This window comes from Phytopseudomonas daroniae (assembly GCF_004327285.1).
GTDB classification, from domain to species: domain Bacteria; phylum Pseudomonadota; class Gammaproteobacteria; order Pseudomonadales; family Pseudomonadaceae; genus Aquipseudomonas; species Aquipseudomonas daroniae.
This window is the reverse complement of the sequence record NZ_QJUI01000007.1, coordinates 35,245-50,651: the sequence shown is the minus strand read 5'-3', so window position 1 is coordinate 50,651 and position 15,407 is coordinate 35,245. Positions and strand designations below refer to the sequence as shown.

The window sequence follows — 15,407 nt, the reverse complement described above, 5'->3', positions numbered from 1 at the left end:
TGACGAAGACCTGGCCCCAACATGGGGCAGACCACGCCCCATGACGAACACTACGCACCATAACAGCACCTTAGCCAGCGCAGTGCGCTTCCGTTACCATCGGCATATTCAGTAGCGAGACGCGGCATGTATATCTATCGATTGGTTCTGATCCTGGTAGTGGGCATCTACCTGTTCTCGCCCGCCATCATGGACTGGTGGATCGACCCCAATGGCGCCTGGTACCGGCCTTATATGCTGTGGCTGATCCTCATCGTGGTGACTTTCATCCTACAGAGTCAGCGCGATGCAGACGAGCTCTGACCTGATGCGGTGTAACCCGCCTACTGCCCGTTCACCTTCACTCGCAGAGCCAACGTGATGCCGATGAGCTTTAGCCTTAGCCAGCTGATGCTGGTCAGCGCCGCCTACCTGCTCGTGCTGTTCAGTGTTGCCTGGTGTGCTGACCGTGGCCTGATTCCACGCCGACTCATTCGGCACCCGCTGACCTACACCCTGTCGCTGGGCGTGTATGCCAGCGCCTGGGCCTTCTACGGCACCGTCGGCCTGGCCTACCAATACGGCTATGGCTTTCTCGCCAGCTACCTGGGCGTGACGGGTGCGTTTCTCCTGGCGCCGGTGCTGCTCTACCCCATTCTGCGCATCACCCGCACTTATCAACTGTCGTCCCTGGCCGACCTGTTCGCCTTTCGCTTTCGTAGCACCTGGGCCGGTGCGCTGAGTACCATCTGCATGCTGGTTGCCGTGCTGCCGCTGCTGGCACTGCAGATCCAGGCGGTAACCGATGCCATCAGCATCCTCACCCGCGAGCCGGTGCAACCGCAGATCGCCCTGGCGTTCTGTGGCCTGTTCATCCTGGTCACCATTCTCTTTGGCGCCCGCCACCTGGCAACCCGAGAGAAGCACGAGGGCCTGGTATTGGCCATCGCCTTTGAGTCGATCGTCAAATTGCTGGCCATGGGCGCCATCGGCCTGTACGCGCTGTATGCGGTATTCGACGGCCCACGCGAGCTGGAACAGTGGCTGGTGCTCAACCAGGCGGCCCTGGCCAGCCTGCATACGCCGCTGCAGGAAGGCCCGTGGCGCACCCTGTTGCTGGTGTTCTTCGCCTCGGCCATCGTCATGCCGCACATGTACCACATGACCTTTACCGAGAACCTCAACCCGCGTGCCCTGGTCAGCGCCAGCTGGGGCCTGCCGCTGTTCCTGCTGTTGATGAGCCTGGCTGTGCCGCTGATCCTCTGGGCCGGCCTGCGCCTGGGCTCGACCACCAGCCCGGAGTACTTCACCCTGGGTCTGGGCATCGCCGTGGACAGCCCGACGCTGGCGCTGATCGCCTACATCGGCGGCCTGTCGGCCTCCAGTGGCCTGATCATCGTTACCACCCTGGCGCTGTCGGGCATGCTGCTCAACCACGTGGTGCTGCCGCTGTACCAGCCACCGGCCGAGGGCAACATCTACCGCTGGCTGAAATGGACGCGCCGCGCCCTGATCGTCGCCATCATCCTCGCCAGCTACGCGTTCTATAACCTGCTCGACGCCCAGCAGGAGCTGGCCAACCTGGGCATCGTCTCCTTCGTCGCCACCCTGCAATTCCTGCCGGGCGTGCTCTCGGTGCTGTACTGGCCGACCGCCAACCGTCGCGGCTTCATCGCCGGCCTGCTGGCGGGCATCGCGGTGTGGGCAGTGAGCATGCTGATGCCGCTGCTGGGCACCCTGCCCGGCCTTTATGTGCCGATCCTGGATCTGGTCTACGTACTGGATGACAGCAGCTGGCACCTGGCGGCCATCGCCTCCCTGGCGACCAACGTGCTGGTGTTCACGCTGGTCTCGGTCTTCACCGACTCGAGCCCGGAAGAGGACAGTGCCGCCGAAGCCTGCGCCGTGGACAACGTGCGCCGTCCGCAGCGCCGTGAGCTGCTGGCCCTGTCGCCCCAGGAATTCGCCACTCAACTGGCCAAGCCACTGGGCGCCAAGACCGCCCAGCGCGAAGTCGAGCAGGCCCTGCGCGACCTGCACCTGCCGTTCGACGAGAGCCGCCCCTATGCGCTGCGCCGCTTGCGCGACCGCCTGGAAGCCAACCTGTCCGGGCTGATGGGCCCGAGCGTGGCCCAGGACATCATCGAATCCTTCCTGCCCTACAAATCCGGCAGCGAGAGCTACGTTACCGAGGACATCCACTTCATCGAGAGCCGCCTGGAGGATTATCACTCGCGCCTCACCGGCCTTGCCGCCGAACTCGATGCCCTGCGCCGCTACCACCGCCAGACCCTGCAGGAACTGCCCATGGGCGTCTGCTCCCTGGCCAAGGATCACGAGATCCTGATGTGGAACAAAGCCATGGAAGAACTCACCGAGATTCCCGCACAGCGCATCGTCGGCTCGCGCCTGTCGACCCTCGGCGAGCCCTGGCGCGATCTGCTGCAGCGCTTCATCGAGATACCCGACGAACACCTGCACAAGCAGCGCCTGGCCCTGGACGGCCAGATCCGCTGGCTCAACCTGCACAAAGCCGCGATCGACGAACCGCTGGCGCCCGGCAATAGCGGCCTGGTGTTGCTGGTCGAGGATCTGACCGAAACCCAGATGCTCGAAGACAAGCTGGTGCACTCCGAGCGCCTGGCCAGCATCGGTCGCCTCGCTGCCGGTGTCGCTCACGAAATCGGCAACCCGATCACCGGTATCGCCTGCCTGGCGCAGAACCTGCGCGAAGAACGCGAAGACGACACCGAACTGACCGAAATCAGCGGGCAGATTCTGGAACAGACCAAGCGGGTGACGCGCATCGTCCACTCACTGATGAACTTCGCCCACTCCGGCAATCATCAACGGGCCGACGAGCCGGTCTGCCTGGCTGAAATCGCCCAGGAAGCCATCGGTCTGCTGGCCCTTAACCGGCGCAGTGTGGACGTGCAATTCTTCAACCTGTGCAAACCCGAACATTGGGCGGAGGGCGACCCTCAGCGCCTTGCCCAGGTACTGATCAACCTGCTGAGCAACGCCCGCGACGCCTCGCCAGCCGGCGGCGCCATCCGCGTGCGCAGCGAAGCGTCGGAACACACCATCGACCTGATCGTAGAGGACGAAGGCAGCGGGATTCCCAAGGGCGTGATAGATCGGCTGTTCGAGCCGTTCTTCACCACCAAGGATCCTGGCAAAGGAACCGGACTCGGCCTCGCGCTGGTCTATTCCATCGTGGAAGAGCATTATGGCCAGATAACAATCGACAGCCCGATTGACCCCGAGCAGCAACGTGGCACCCGTATCAGGGTGACGCTGCCTCGGCATTTCGAGGCAATGCCACTGGCAACCTAAACACCGAAGAACCGCATTCCCGGCGACGCGTGTGGCCCGGCTTGGCTGCAGGCACCGTGGAAGCAGGTTCCGAGACCGTCGAGAGAATTCGTTTAAATGCCTCATATCCTGATCGTCGAAGACGAAACCATCATCCGCACTGCCCTGCGTCGCCTGCTTGAACGTAACCAGTACCAGGTCAGCGAAGCCGGTTCGGTACAGGAAGCCCAGGAGCGCTTCGATATCCCGGGGTTCGATCTGGTAGTCAGCGACCTACGCCTGCCTGGCGCGCCGGGTACCGAGCTGATCAAGCTGGCCCAGGGCGCTCCGGTGCTGATCATGACCAGCTACGCGAGCCTGCGCTCGGCGGTCGACTCGATGAAAATGGGTGCCGTCGATTACATCGCCAAACCTTTCGACCATGACGAAATGTTGCAAGCCGTGGCGCGCATCCTGCGTGATCGCCAAGCTGCCCGCAGCACGTCAGGCGGCGCCCCTGCCGCGGGCCGCGCGGTGGAAAAAGGCGACAAGGCGGCCAATGGCGAAATTGGCATCATCGGCTCCAGCCCGGCGATGCTGGAGTTGTACAGCAAGATCCGCAAAGTCGCCCCTACCGATTCCAATGTACTGGTACAGGGCGAATCCGGCACCGGCAAGGAACTGGTCGCCCGCGCGCTGCACAACCTGTCGAAGCGCGCCAAGGCACCGCTGATTTCGGTCAACTGTGCAGCGATCCCGGAAACCCTGATCGAGTCGGAACTGTTCGGCCATGAAAAGGGCGCGTTCACCGGCGCCAGCGCCAGCCGCGCCGGCCTGGTAGAAGCGGCCGACGGCGGCACCCTGTTTCTCGATGAAATCGGCGAGCTGCCGCTCGAAGCCCAGGCGCGTCTGCTGCGGGTACTGCAGGAAGGCGAAATCCGCCGGGTCGGGTCGGTACAGTCACAGAAGGTCGACGTACGCCTGATCGCGGCAACCCACCGCGACCTGAAAACCCTGTCGAAAACCGGCCAGTTCCGCGAAGACCTATACTACCGCCTGCACGTCATCGCCCTGAAATTGCCGCCGCTGCGTGAGCGTGGCAGCGACGTCCTGGAAATAGCCCGCTCTTTCCTCCTGCGTCAATCCACGCGCATGGGCCGCAGCGACCTGCACTTCGGCCCGGACGCCGAACAGGCCATCCATCATTACAGCTGGCCAGGTAACGTGCGGGAGCTGGAGAACGCCATCGAGCGCTCGGTGATCCTGTGCGAAGGCAGCACCATCAACGCCGATCTGCTGGGCATCGACATCGAGCTGGAAGACCTGGACGACGACGCCTTCATTGGCCTGCCGCCGCAAAGCGGGGCGGTCAACGCCACCACTCAGGATCCGAGTGAAGATCTGTCGCTGGAGGACTACTTCCAGCACTTCGTGCTCGAGCACCAGGATCATATGACCGAGACCGAGCTGGCCCGCAAGCTGGGTATCAGCCGCAAATGCCTGTGGGAACGCCGCCAGCGCCTGGGCATTCCACGGCGCAAATCGAGCGTCACCAGCGAGTAATCCGCACCTGAATGTGCGAAGGCTCTAGGCCGGCTGTTACCGCAGTGATGACAAGACGTAACAAAGCCGGGGTTTACGGTAACGGAACCCCGGCTTTTTTCTGCTCACGAAAAAGCAACAAAACAACAAACCATTGTTTTTAAAGGGAAAATAAAACCTGGCACGCCACGTGCTCTATCTCTGGCACAACAACAATAACAAGCATGACCCACGACAATAAAAATAAGACGTAACGACTCCAGCACAATAAGAACAAGACGGCAGGAGACGAAGCTAACTGATTCTTTTGGAGAGGATTTCCTTATGGGGCCCTGCCCCGTAACCAGATAGAGAACAATAAAACTGTCGATAGACAGCACCGGTTCTGGTTGGGTCGAAGACCCGAGGTAGCGTCAGCATCCAAAGCAATCCGTTTGCTCTTGCTCCCGGTATCGGGAGGCTTTCTGGACAGCATGGACTCCGGAACGGGCGATCGAACAAAAACAACAAGCCCGCATAACAAGAAAAAACACGCAGCAACATTTATGGGGGAGCTTCGGCTCCCCCAGTAGCTTCCGCCCCGTCCTGCCTTCCTCCCCCGCTTACACCCTCATACGACTCAATGCTAGAATCCGCGCTATTTCTGCGCCTTTACATTATTCTGGCCGCTCATTTCGTCATACAGTGCCCTCCATGCTGAAAAAGCTGTTCAAGTCCCTCCGTTCGCCGCTGCGCCGCGCTCACAAGCCTCACAGTACGCCGCACGTGCTGAACAACAACCAGCACCCGATCCAGCGCGGGCAGATCAGCCGCTACGCCATCAGCGTGGTCGAGCGTCTGCAGAACGCAGGCTACGAGGCCTATCTGGTCGGTGGTTGCGTACGCGACCTGCTGCTGGGTATCGAGCCCAAGGACTTCGACGTCGCCACCAGCGCCACTCCGGAGCAGGTCAGAGCCGAGTTTCGTAACGCCCGGGTGATTGGCCGCCGCTTCAAGCTGGTACACGTGCACTTCGGCCGCGAGATCATCGAAACCGCCACCTTCCGCGCCAATCACCCGCAAGGTGACGAGGAAGAAGACAGCAATCAGGCATCGCGTAACGAGAGTGGCCGCATCCTGCGTGACAATGTTTACGGCACGCTGGAAGACGACGCCCAACGCCGCGACTTCACCATCAACGCGCTGTACTACGATCCGGTTTCCGAGCGGATTCTCGACTACGCCAATGGCATGCACGACATCCGCAACAACCTGGTGCGGCTGATCGGCGACCCGACACAGCGTTATCAGGAAGACCCGGTGCGCATGCTGCGCGCCGTGCGCTTCGCCGCCAAGCTGGACTTCGACATCGAGAAACACAGCGCCGATCCGATCTATGACCTGGCCCCTCTGCTGGGCGGCATTCCTGCGGCCCGCCTGTTCGACGAAGTGCTCAAGCTGTTTCTCAGCGGTTACGCCATCTATACCTATGACCTGCTGGTGGATTACGGCCTGTTCGGCCAGCTGTTCCCCGCCAGTGCCGCTGCGCTGAAGCACAACCCCGAATACACCGACACGCTGATCCGCAACGCACTGGACAACACCGATCTGCGCGTGCAACAGGGCAAACCGGTCACCCCGGCCTTCCTGTTCGCCGCCCTGCTCTGGCCGGCACTGCCGGCGCGGGTGGTTCGCCTGCAGGAGCGCGGCATGCCGGCGATTCCGGCGATGCAGGAAGCGGCCCACGAGCTGATCAGCGAACAGTGCCAGCGCATCGCCGTGCCGAAGCGCTTCACCCTGCCGATCCGCGAGATCTGGGACATGCAGGAGCGCCTGCCACGACGCAGCGGCAAACGTGCCGACCTGCTGCTGGAAAACCCGCGCTTCCGTGCTGGTTACGATTTCCTGCTGCTGCGCGAAAGCGCTGGCGAGGAAACCGACGGCCTCGGCGACTGGTGGACGGACTATCAGGATGCCAGCGACAGCGACCGTCGGGTGATGATTCGCAACCTGTCCAGCAAGGACGATACGCCCGGCGCTCCCCGCAAGCGACGGCGCAGTGGCGGCAAGCGCAAGCGTAGCCCCCAGAGCGGCACCGCCAGCGAGTAACCCCATGGAACGCATCTACATCGGCCTGGGCAGCAACCTCGCCGCACCAGCCGAACAACTGCGCCAGGCACTCGCCGCGCTCGAACAACTGCCACACACACACCTGGTGGCAGTCTCCTCCTTCTATACCAGCGATTCGCTGTTACCTGGCCAGCCGCGTTACACCAATGCCGTGGCGGCGCTGGACAGTGACCTACAGCCGCTGCAACTGCTCGATGCGCTGCAAGGTATCGAGCTTGGTCAGGGCCGCGAGCGTCATGAGCGTTGGGGCCCGCGCACGCTGGATCTGGACATCCTGCTATTCGGCGAGCGGCTGATCGACGAACCACGTCTGCACGTACCGCACTACCACATGCACGCACGCGCTTTCGTTCTCTATCCCCTCGCGGAGATCGCCGCGGGCCTGAAGCTGCCCGACGGCCGTGCCCTCGACGAGCTGCTGGCGGCCTGCCCCTTCGAGGGTCTGGAACGCCTGGCGCCCTGACGCTGCCGACTGCGGTAACGTCGTAACAGCGCGGTAACACATTCGATTGACTTGGGCCCCTGCCATCGGGACTATAGCCACCCATTGCCCCGTACCGGAGCAAAAAGGCCGATACAGGCCACATTGAAGCAGCCCGGCTGCCCTTTCGATGCCAGAGAGAATCTGCTCCACGAGAGCCTGCAAGCAGCAGGCCCCGCACAGGTTCCGAGTGAGGATACGTTCATGCCTGATGTAACCCTGACCACCCTGCAAGCGCTCAAGCAGAAGGGTGAAAAGATCACCATGCTGACCTGCTACGACGCCACTTTCGCCAAGGCCAGCTCGCAGGCCGGGGTAGAAGTGCTGCTGATCGGGGATTCCCTGGGAATGGTGCTGCAGGGACATGACAGTACCCTGCCGGTCAGCGTTACCGACATGGCCTACCACACTGCCAGTGTCAAACGCGGTAACCGGGGCGCGCTGATCGTCGCCGACCTGCCCTTCATGGCCTACGCCACCCTGGAGCAGACCCTGCAGAATGCGGGTGCACTGATGCAGGCAGGCGCTCATATGGTCAAGATCGAAGGCGCAGCCTGGCTGGCCGAATCCATCACCCGCCTGGCCGAACGCGGCGTGCCGGTGTGCGCGCACCTGGGCCTGACACCGCAAACCGTGAATATCCTGGGCGGTTACAAGGTGCAGGGCCGCCAGGAAGCGCAAGCCCGGCAGATGGTCGCCGACGCCATCGCCCTGGAGCAGGCCGGCGCAGCCATGCTGCTACTCGAGTGCGTACCGGTCGATCTGGCCGGTGAGATCAGCCGCGCCGTCAAGATACCGGTAATCGGTATCGGTGCCGGCCCGCAGACCGACGGCCAAGTGCTGGTACTGCACGACATGCTCGGACTTTCCCTGAGCGGCCGCGTGGCCAAGTTCGTGAAGAATTTCATGACTGGTCAGGCCAGCATCGAAGACGCTCTCGCGGCCTATGTGAAGGCGGTGAAGGACGTCAGCTTCCCGGCTGCCGAACACGGGTTCTCCGCATGAATACCGTCAAGACAGTGCGCGAACTGCGCGCTGCTGTTGCCCAGGCACGTGCCGAAGGCAAGCAGATCGGCCTGGTACCGACCATGGGCAACCTGCACGCCGGCCACGCCGCACTGGTGGAAAAAGCCGCGCAACGCACCGACTTCGTCGTCGCCAGCATCTTCGTCAATCCCATGCAATTCGGCCCTGCCGAGGATCTCGACAAGTACCCGCGCACCCTGCAGGCCGACCAGCAGCGTCTGGTCAACGCCGGTTGCCACCTGCTGTTCCACCCGGATGTCGAGGAGATGTACCCGAACGGCATGGGCGAGCAGACCCGCATCAGCGTACCCGGTGTATCCGAAGGCCTGTGCGGTGCCAGCCGCCCCGGTCATTTCGAAGGTGTCGCCACCGTGGTCGCCAAGCTGTTCAACATGGTGCAGCCAGACCTGGCGGTGTTCGGTCAGAAGGACTTCCAGCAACTGGCGGTGATCCGCACCCTGGTGCGCGACCTGAACATGCCGATCCAGATCATTGGCGAGCCAACCGTACGCGCCGAGAGCGGCCTGGCGCTGTCCTCGCGTAATGGTTACCTGAGCGATGAACAGCGCGATACCGCCACCGTTCTCTACCGCTCGCTGCAGGAAATCGCCCAGGCCATCCAGGCCGGCGAGCGCAACCTGCCCGCGCTGATCGAACAGGCGCAGCGCCAGCACGCCGATGCCGGCCTGCGGGCCGACTACCTGGAAGTACGCGAGGCGCAGAGCCTGCGTACGATCAGCCCTGGCGACCGTGAACTGGTGGTGCTGGTGGCGGCCTACCTGGGTAACACCCGGCTGATCGATAACTTGAGTTTCATTCTGGATCAGGGCTACTGACGACCATCTCCACCGGGTACAAGAACCCGGATACACTGAAAAGCCCGGACGATTAGCCGGGCTTTTTGGTATGTAGATCTATCGCCGAAGCCTGCCAACCGAATGCCTCAACAAGGAAGCCCCATGGCGTATTACCGACAGCCGCTCGATGTTCTCGCCCTTCCCACCTGGCAGGCGCTGCAGCAGCATCGCCAGGCCATGCAGCACTTCAGCATGCGTGATGCCTTCGTCGGCAACCCACAGCGTTTCGAACAATTTTCCCTGAGTAGCTGTGGCCTGTTCCTCGACTATTCGAAGAACCTGGCCAGTGGCGAGACCATAGCGCTGCTGATGGCGCTGGCCCGCGAAGTTGGCCTGGAGCAATCGATTCGCGCCATGTTCGACGGTGAGAAGCTCAATACCTCCGAAGGTCGCCCGGCTCTGCACACCGCGCTGCGCCGGCCGTTGGGTGACAAGGTGCTGGTCGACGGCATCGATGTGATGCCCCATGTGCAGCATGTGCTGCAACAGATGACCGAGCTGGTCGGGCGTATTCACGATGGCCTGTGGCGCGGTTACACCGAAAAGCCCATCACCGACGTGGTGAACATCGGCATTGGCGGTTCCTTCCTCGGCCCGCAACTGGTTTCCGAGGCGCTGCTGCCCTTTGCCCAGCGCGGCGTACGCTGCCACTACCTGGCCAATATCGACGGCAGCGAGTTCCATGAGCTGTCGGCCAAGTTGCGCGCCGAGACCACGCTGTTCATCGTCTCGTCGAAGTCCTTCGGCACCCTGGAAACCCTGAAGAACGCCCAGGCCGCTCGTGGCTGGTACCTGGCTCAGGGCGGCTCCGAGGCCGAGCTGTACCGGCACTTCATCGCCGTGTCGAGCAACCGCGAAGCGGCGGTGGGCTTTGGTATTCGTGAAGAGAACATCTTCCCGATGTGGGACTGGGTCGGCGGGCGCTACTCGCTGTGGTCGGCCATCGGCCTGCCCATCGCGTTGTCCATCGGCATGTCCAACTTCAAGGAACTGCTGGCCGGTGCCTACAGCATGGACACGCATTTCAAGACCGCGCCATTCGAAGAGAACATGCCGGTGCTGCTGGCGTTGCTCGGCGTCTGGTACGGCAACTTCTGGGATGCCCAGAGCCAGGCGATCCTGCCGTACGACCATTACCTGCGCAACATCACCAAGCACCTGCAGCAATTGGACATGGAGTCCAACGGCAAGAGCGTGCGCCAGGATGGCAGCCCGGTCAGCGGTGCAACCGGCCCGGTGATCTGGGGTGGTGTCGGCTGTAACGGTCAACACGCCTATCACCAGTTGCTACACCAGGGCACCCAACTGATTCCGGCGGACTTCATCGTCCCGGTGGTCAGCTACAACCCGGTGTCCGACCACCACCAGTGGCTGTACGCCAACTGCCTGTCGCAGAGCCAGGCGCTGATGCTCGGCAAGTCCCGCGAGGAGGCCGAGGCCGAACTACGCGCCAAGGGCCTGAGCGAGGAGGAAGTGCAGTGCCTGGCGCCACACAAGGTGATCCCCGGCAACCGTCCGAGCAACACCCTGGTGCTCGAACGCATCAGCCCACGCCGCCTTGGCGCGCTGGTGGCGTTGTACGAGCACAAGGTATTCGCCCAGAGCGCCATCTGGGGCATCAACGCCTTCGATCAATGGGGCGTGGAGCTGGGCAAGGAGTTGGGCAAGGGCGTCTACTCGCGCATGGTCGGCAGCGAAGAAAGCTGTGCCGAAGATGGCTCCACCCAGGGGCTGATCAACTACTTCCGCGGACGCCATCGCGGTTGATCCATTTGCAGGCGCTCGCTTAGCGGCGGGCGCCCGCAATACTTTGCGTCACTCCTCGATCACTCTTGAAAACTTGGCTGCTACCCTTAGGGTTTGTTGACGCTTCAGCACGACCGCGCCGGAGCCCATTTTGCCGCGAGGCAAGGCACGAGCCGCGAAGTTTAGCTGGCTAAATGAGCCGGCGAGAAACGCAGCATCGCGGCAAAACGGGCCCGGCCCTGCGGGTTGCGCGGGAAATCTCGCCATGCGTCGTTGGAGGACTTGAAAAGGGAACGCCATTCCCTGCGTCCTCCGCCTCGCCTGGCGAGATTTCTCGCGGCAACGCGGCTTGCGCTGAAACGTCAACAGACCCTAGTGTCTATTGCGGACATATAACAACAAGGGTAACCCACCATGTTCACGATCAGCCGCCACCCCGTCAGCGACGAAGTACGCCAGCGTGCCTACCTCGATGAAGCCGCTTATCAGCGCCTCTACCGCCAGTCGGTCGACGATCCCCAGACATTCTGGGGCGAACAGGCCAAAGCCTTTCTCGACTGGTTCAAACCCTGGGACGAAGTTTCCAGCGGCAGCCTGAGCAAGGGCGACATTCGCTGGTTCTCCGGTGGCCAGTTGAACATCAGCCATAACTGCATCGACCGTCACCTGGCCAAACGTGGCGATCAGGTGGCACTGATCTGGGAAGGCGACGATCCAAAAGATTCGGCCAACATCACCTACAGGCAACTGCACGAGCAGGTCTGCCGCCTGGCCAACGTGCTCAAACGCCGCGGTGTGAAGAAAGGCGACCGCGTGTGTATCTACATGCCAATGATCCCGGAGGCGGCCTACGCGATGCTCGCCTGCACCCGCATCGGCGCCGTGCACTCGGTGGTATTCGGCGGCTTCTCGCCGGATGCCATGCGTGATCGGATTCTCGATGCCGATTGCCGCACCGTGATCACCGCCGATGAAGCGGTACGCGGCGGCAAGCTCATCCCGCTCAAGAGCAATGTCGACAAGGCCCTGAAAAGCTGCCCCAACGTCTCCACCGTACTGGTGGTCGAGCGCACCAGGAACAGCGTCGACTGGGTGCCGGAACGCGACCTCTGGTACCACCAGGCCGTGCAGCAGGTGGACGCCGAATGCCCCGCCGAGCCCATGGATGCCGAAGACCCGCTGTTCATCCTCTACACCTCCGGCAGTACCGGCAAACCCAAGGGCGTGCTGCACAGCACCGCGGGTTACCTGCTGCAGGCGGCGATGACCCACAAGTACGTGTTCGACTACCACGACGGCGACATCTACTGGTGTACCGCCGATGTCGGCTGGGTTACCGGACACAGTTACATCGTCTACGGCCCGCTGGCCAATGGCGCCACCAGCCTGATCTTCGAGGGCGTGCCCAACTATCCCGATATCTCGCGATTCTGGCAGGTGATCGACAAGCATCAAGTGAACATTTTCTACACCGCACCGACAGCGTTGCGCGCGCTGATGCGCGAAGGCGAAGCCCCGGTGAAGAAAACTTCGCGCAGCAGCCTGCGCCTGCTCGGCAGCGTCGGTGAACCGATCAACCCGGAAGCCTGGGAGTGGTATTTCAACGTGGTTGGCGAAAAGCGCTGCCCCATTGTCGATACCTGGTGGCAGACCGAGACCGGCGCCATCATGATCACGCCGCTGCCCGGCGCCACCGACCTCAAGCCCGGCTCGGCGACGCGGCCGTTCTTTGGCGTGCAACCGGTGTTGCTGGACGAGCAAGGCAAGGAAATCGATGGTGCCGGCGCTGGCGTGCTCGCCATCAAAGCAAGTTGGCCGAGTCAGATTCGCAGCGTCTACGGCGACCACAAGCGCATGCTCGAGACCTATTTCACCGCCTACCCCGGTTACTATTTCAGCGGTGACGGTGCGCGCCGCGACGAGGATGGCTACTGGTGGATTACCGGGCGTATCGACGATGTGATCAACGTTTCCGGCCATCGCATCGGCACCGCCGAGGTGGAAAGCGCGCTGGTGCTGCACGATGCCGTAGCCGAGGCGGCCGTGGTCGGCTACCCCCATGACCTCAAGGGCCAGGGTATCTACGCCTTCGTCACCACCATGAACGGTGTCGAAGCAAACGACGAGTTGAAGAAAGAGTTGCTCAGTCTGGTCGGCAAGGAAATCGGCAGCTTCGCCAAACCCGAGCTGATCCAGTGGGCGCCGGGCCTGCCCAAGACCCGCTCGGGCAAGATCATGCGGCGCATCCTGCGCAAGATCGCCTGCAACGAGCTGGACAGCCTGGGCGACACCTCGACCCTGGCCGACCCGGCAGTGGTCGACAGCCTGGTCGCCGAACGGCTGAACGGTTAGCCACAAGGGTGGATTGGGGAACGCCCCGATCCACCCTCGATCGTTACAATGGGGCGTCGTTCTAGCCAGGAAAACCGCCCCGCCATGGAATTCATCCGCCGCCGTATCGAAAGCCAGGTGCTCAGCCTCAGTGGCATCGCCCTGGGGCAGATCGATTTCGAGAACCCCAAGGGCGATCCCGGCCTGTTCGGCCCGGATTCGGTGAGCTGGCGTATCCATGGCGATTTCACCAGCATGCTGATTGGCGGGGTCAGCGCCCTGCTGCTGCAGGCTTTACACCCCCTGGCACTGGCCGGGGTGTGGGATCACTCCAATTTCCGCGATGACCTGCTTGGCCGCCTGCGCCGTACTGGCCAGTTCGTCTCCGGCACCACCTTCGCCAGCAGCAAAGATGCCGAGTGGCTGATCGACAAGGTCAAACGCGTCCATCTGCAGGTAACCGGCACTGCGCCGGATGGCAGACCCTACGCAGCCAGTGATCCGGCTCTGCTGACCTGGGTGCATGTCGCCGAAGTGCACAGCTTTCTGCAGGCCCATTTGCGGTATCTCGATCCACGCCTGAGCGCGGCCGATCAGGATCGCTATTACGGGGAAATCGCCCTGGTCGCCGAACGCCTGGGCGCACGCGACGTGCCACGTAACCGAGCCGAAATCGACGCTTATCTTGCGGCGATGCGCGGGCAGTTGCTGTGCGACGAGCGCTCCCGGGAGATTCTGCGCATCCTGCTTGCCGCACCAGCCCCCAGCAGGCTTGCGGTTCCCGTGGGCCAGTTGTTCCTGCAGGCGGGCATCGACCTGCTGCCGGACTGGGCCCAGACGATGCTCGAACAACGGATGACGCCGCTGCGCAGCCGCCTGACCCGCGGTGGCGTACATGCCATTGCCCCGGTCATACGCTGGGCGGTACACAGCGGCTCACTGCATAAGTCGCGGATACGCATGGGCCTGCCGCCCTACTGAGGGTGATAAACTGCGTGCCCCCTTATTCACGAGTCGCCGCACATGCCGTCTCTCGACCAGGCAGTGCGCGCCGCGCTTGCCAATCGCCAAGCCCTGATCGCCGAGCTGCATGCACAGAACACCGATTGCTATCGCCTGTTCCACGGCAGCCAGGAAGGTGCCGGCGGCCTGACCCTCGACCGTTACGGCCAACAGTTGATGGTGCAGAGTTTTCACCAGACGCTGACCCATGACGAGCTGCTCGCCCTGCACCAACAGGTCAACGAGGTTCTCGGGCTGCACACGCTGCTGGTCTACAACGACCGCTCCAGAGGCAACTCGCGTATCGACCGCAGCGACCCGGTGTATGCCTCGAGCGAAGAGGCCCTGGCCGATCAGGTTGGCCGGGAATGGGGCCTCGATTACCGCGTGCGTGGTCGCCATCCCGGCCAGGATCCGCTGCTGTTTCTCGACCTGCGCAACGCCCGCGGCTGGATCCAGCGCCACAGCGCCGGGAAAAGCGTGCTCAACCTGTTCGCCTACACCTGCGGCGTTGGCCTCAATGCGGCGGCTGGTGGCGCACACGAAGTGGTCAACCTCGACTTCGCCGAGGGCAACCTCGCGGTCGGTCGCGAAAATGGCGCGCTCAATCCGGATCTGCTGCCCATGCAGTTCGTGCAGTCGGACTATTTCCCGGCGATCCGTCAGTGGGCCGGGCTGCCTATCGCCCAGCGACGCGGGCAGAAGCTGCCGAGTTATCCACGCCTCGCACAGCGTCAGTTCGACCTGGTGTTCCTCGATCCGCCGGCCTGGGCCAAGAGCGCCTTCGGCACCGTCGACCTGCTGCGCGATTACCAGAGCCTGCTGAAACCAGCGATTCTCGCTACCGCCGATAACGGTACCCTGGTGTGCTGCAACAACCTGGCGAAGGTGGCCATGACCGACTGGCGCGAACAGGTGCTGCGCTGCGCCAGCAAATTGGGGCGTCCGGTACGCGCGCATGAACAGCTGCTGCCGGCTGCGGACTTCCCCTCCGCGGACGGCAACCCACCGCTGAAAACCCTCGTTCTACATTTTTGAAG

At 62.7% G+C, this 15,407-nt stretch carries 11 protein-coding genes; all 11 read left to right on the top strand.

Annotated elements, in window-relative coordinates:
• Window positions 1-126 precede the first annotated feature (126 nt).
• The 11 genes from DNK06_RS09255 (at window position 127) to DNK06_RS09200 (ending at window position 15,405) form a co-directional block, all read left to right on the top strand.
• Window positions 127-303 (top strand): hypothetical protein, encoded by a 177-nt coding sequence (locus DNK06_RS09255; RefSeq protein WP_042556252.1) that lies wholly within the window; start codon window positions 127-129, stop codon window positions 301-303.
• A gap of 57 nt (window positions 304-360) precedes the next feature.
• Window positions 361-3,315, top strand: a complete 2,955-nt coding sequence (locus DNK06_RS09250; RefSeq protein ID WP_165493639.1) for a sensor histidine kinase — start codon at window positions 361-363, stop codon at window positions 3,313-3,315.
• A gap of 96 nt (window positions 3,316-3,411) precedes the next feature.
• Entirely contained in the window at window positions 3,412-4,836 is a 1,425-nt protein-coding gene (locus DNK06_RS09245; RefSeq protein ID WP_131179738.1) for a sigma-54-dependent transcriptional regulator, read from the top strand.
• A 672-nt stretch (window positions 4,837-5,508) separates the two neighbouring features.
• The gene (locus DNK06_RS09240) at window positions 5,509-6,903 is read left to right on the top strand and encodes a polynucleotide adenylyltransferase PcnB (protein ID WP_131179737.1); all 1,395 of its coding nucleotides are present in this window, start codon (window positions 5,509-5,511) and stop codon (window positions 6,901-6,903) included.
• A 4-nt stretch (window positions 6,904-6,907) separates the two neighbouring features.
• On the top strand, window positions 6,908-7,387 hold the full coding sequence (gene folK / locus DNK06_RS09235) for a 2-amino-4-hydroxy-6-hydroxymethyldihydropteridine diphosphokinase (RefSeq protein WP_131179736.1): 480 nt from the start codon (window positions 6,908-6,910) through the stop codon (window positions 7,385-7,387).
• Between the two features lie 222 nt (window positions 7,388-7,609).
• Window positions 7,610-8,410: a 3-methyl-2-oxobutanoate hydroxymethyltransferase gene (panB, locus tag DNK06_RS09230; protein ID WP_131179735.1), complete on the top strand. Its 801-nt coding sequence runs from the start codon at window positions 7,610-7,612 to the stop codon at window positions 8,408-8,410.
• Window positions 8,407-9,267, top strand: coding sequence for a pantoate--beta-alanine ligase (gene panC / locus DNK06_RS09225; protein WP_131179734.1), 861 nt, complete (start codon window positions 8,407-8,409; stop codon window positions 9,265-9,267). The genes panB and panC overlap by 4 nt, the downstream gene beginning before the upstream one ends.
• A 123-nt stretch (window positions 9,268-9,390) precedes the next feature.
• Window positions 9,391-11,055 carry a glucose-6-phosphate isomerase gene (gene pgi / locus DNK06_RS09220; protein ID WP_131179733.1) on the top strand — a complete coding sequence of 555 codons (1,665 nt, stop codon included), beginning with the start codon at window positions 9,391-9,393 and terminating at the stop codon, window positions 11,053-11,055.
• A gap of 393 nt (window positions 11,056-11,448) precedes the next feature.
• Complete coding sequence (gene acs, locus DNK06_RS09210; RefSeq protein ID WP_131179731.1) at window positions 11,449-13,386, top strand: acetate--CoA ligase; 1,938 nt, start codon at window positions 11,449-11,451, stop codon at window positions 13,384-13,386.
• Between the two features lie 84 nt (window positions 13,387-13,470).
• Complete coding sequence (locus tag DNK06_RS09205; RefSeq protein WP_131179730.1) at window positions 13,471-14,346, top strand: oxygenase MpaB family protein; 876 nt, start codon at window positions 13,471-13,473, stop codon at window positions 14,344-14,346.
• A gap of 42 nt (window positions 14,347-14,388) precedes the next feature.
• The gene (locus DNK06_RS09200) at window positions 14,389-15,405 is read left to right on the top strand and encodes a class I SAM-dependent rRNA methyltransferase (protein WP_131179729.1); all 1,017 of its coding nucleotides are present in this window, start codon (window positions 14,389-14,391) and stop codon (window positions 15,403-15,405) included.
• Window positions 15,406-15,407 lie beyond the last annotated feature (2 nt).

Excerpts from the sequence above, each read along its gene's own strand:
- panC (WP_131179734.1), top strand. The coding sequence starts at position 8,407 with ATGAATACCGTCAAGACAGTGCGCGAACTGCGCGCTGCTGTTGCCCAG.
- pgi (WP_131179733.1), top strand. The coding sequence starts at position 9,391 with ATGGCGTATTACCGACAGCCGCTCGATGTTCTCGCCCTTCCCACCTGG.
- folK (WP_131179736.1), top strand. The coding sequence starts at position 6,908 with ATGGAACGCATCTACATCGGCCTGGGCAGCAACCTCGCCGCACCAGCC.
- DNK06_RS09250 (WP_165493639.1), top strand. The coding sequence starts at position 361 with ATGCCGATGAGCTTTAGCCTTAGCCAGCTGATGCTGGTCAGCGCCGCC.
- DNK06_RS09200 (WP_131179729.1), top strand. The coding sequence starts at position 14,389 with ATGCCGTCTCTCGACCAGGCAGTGCGCGCCGCGCTTGCCAATCGCCAA.
- DNK06_RS09245 (WP_131179738.1), top strand. The coding sequence starts at position 3,412 with ATGCCTCATATCCTGATCGTCGAAGACGAAACCATCATCCGCACTGCC.
- panB (WP_131179735.1), top strand. The coding sequence starts at position 7,610 with ATGCCTGATGTAACCCTGACCACCCTGCAAGCGCTCAAGCAGAAGGGT.
- DNK06_RS09240 (WP_131179737.1), top strand. The coding sequence starts at position 5,509 with ATGCTGAAAAAGCTGTTCAAGTCCCTCCGTTCGCCGCTGCGCCGCGCT.
- DNK06_RS09255 (WP_042556252.1), top strand. The coding sequence starts at position 127 with ATGTATATCTATCGATTGGTTCTGATCCTGGTAGTGGGCATCTACCTG.
- DNK06_RS09205 (WP_131179730.1), top strand. The coding sequence starts at position 13,471 with ATGGAATTCATCCGCCGCCGTATCGAAAGCCAGGTGCTCAGCCTCAGT.
- acs (WP_131179731.1), top strand. The coding sequence starts at position 11,449 with ATGTTCACGATCAGCCGCCACCCCGTCAGCGACGAAGTACGCCAGCGT.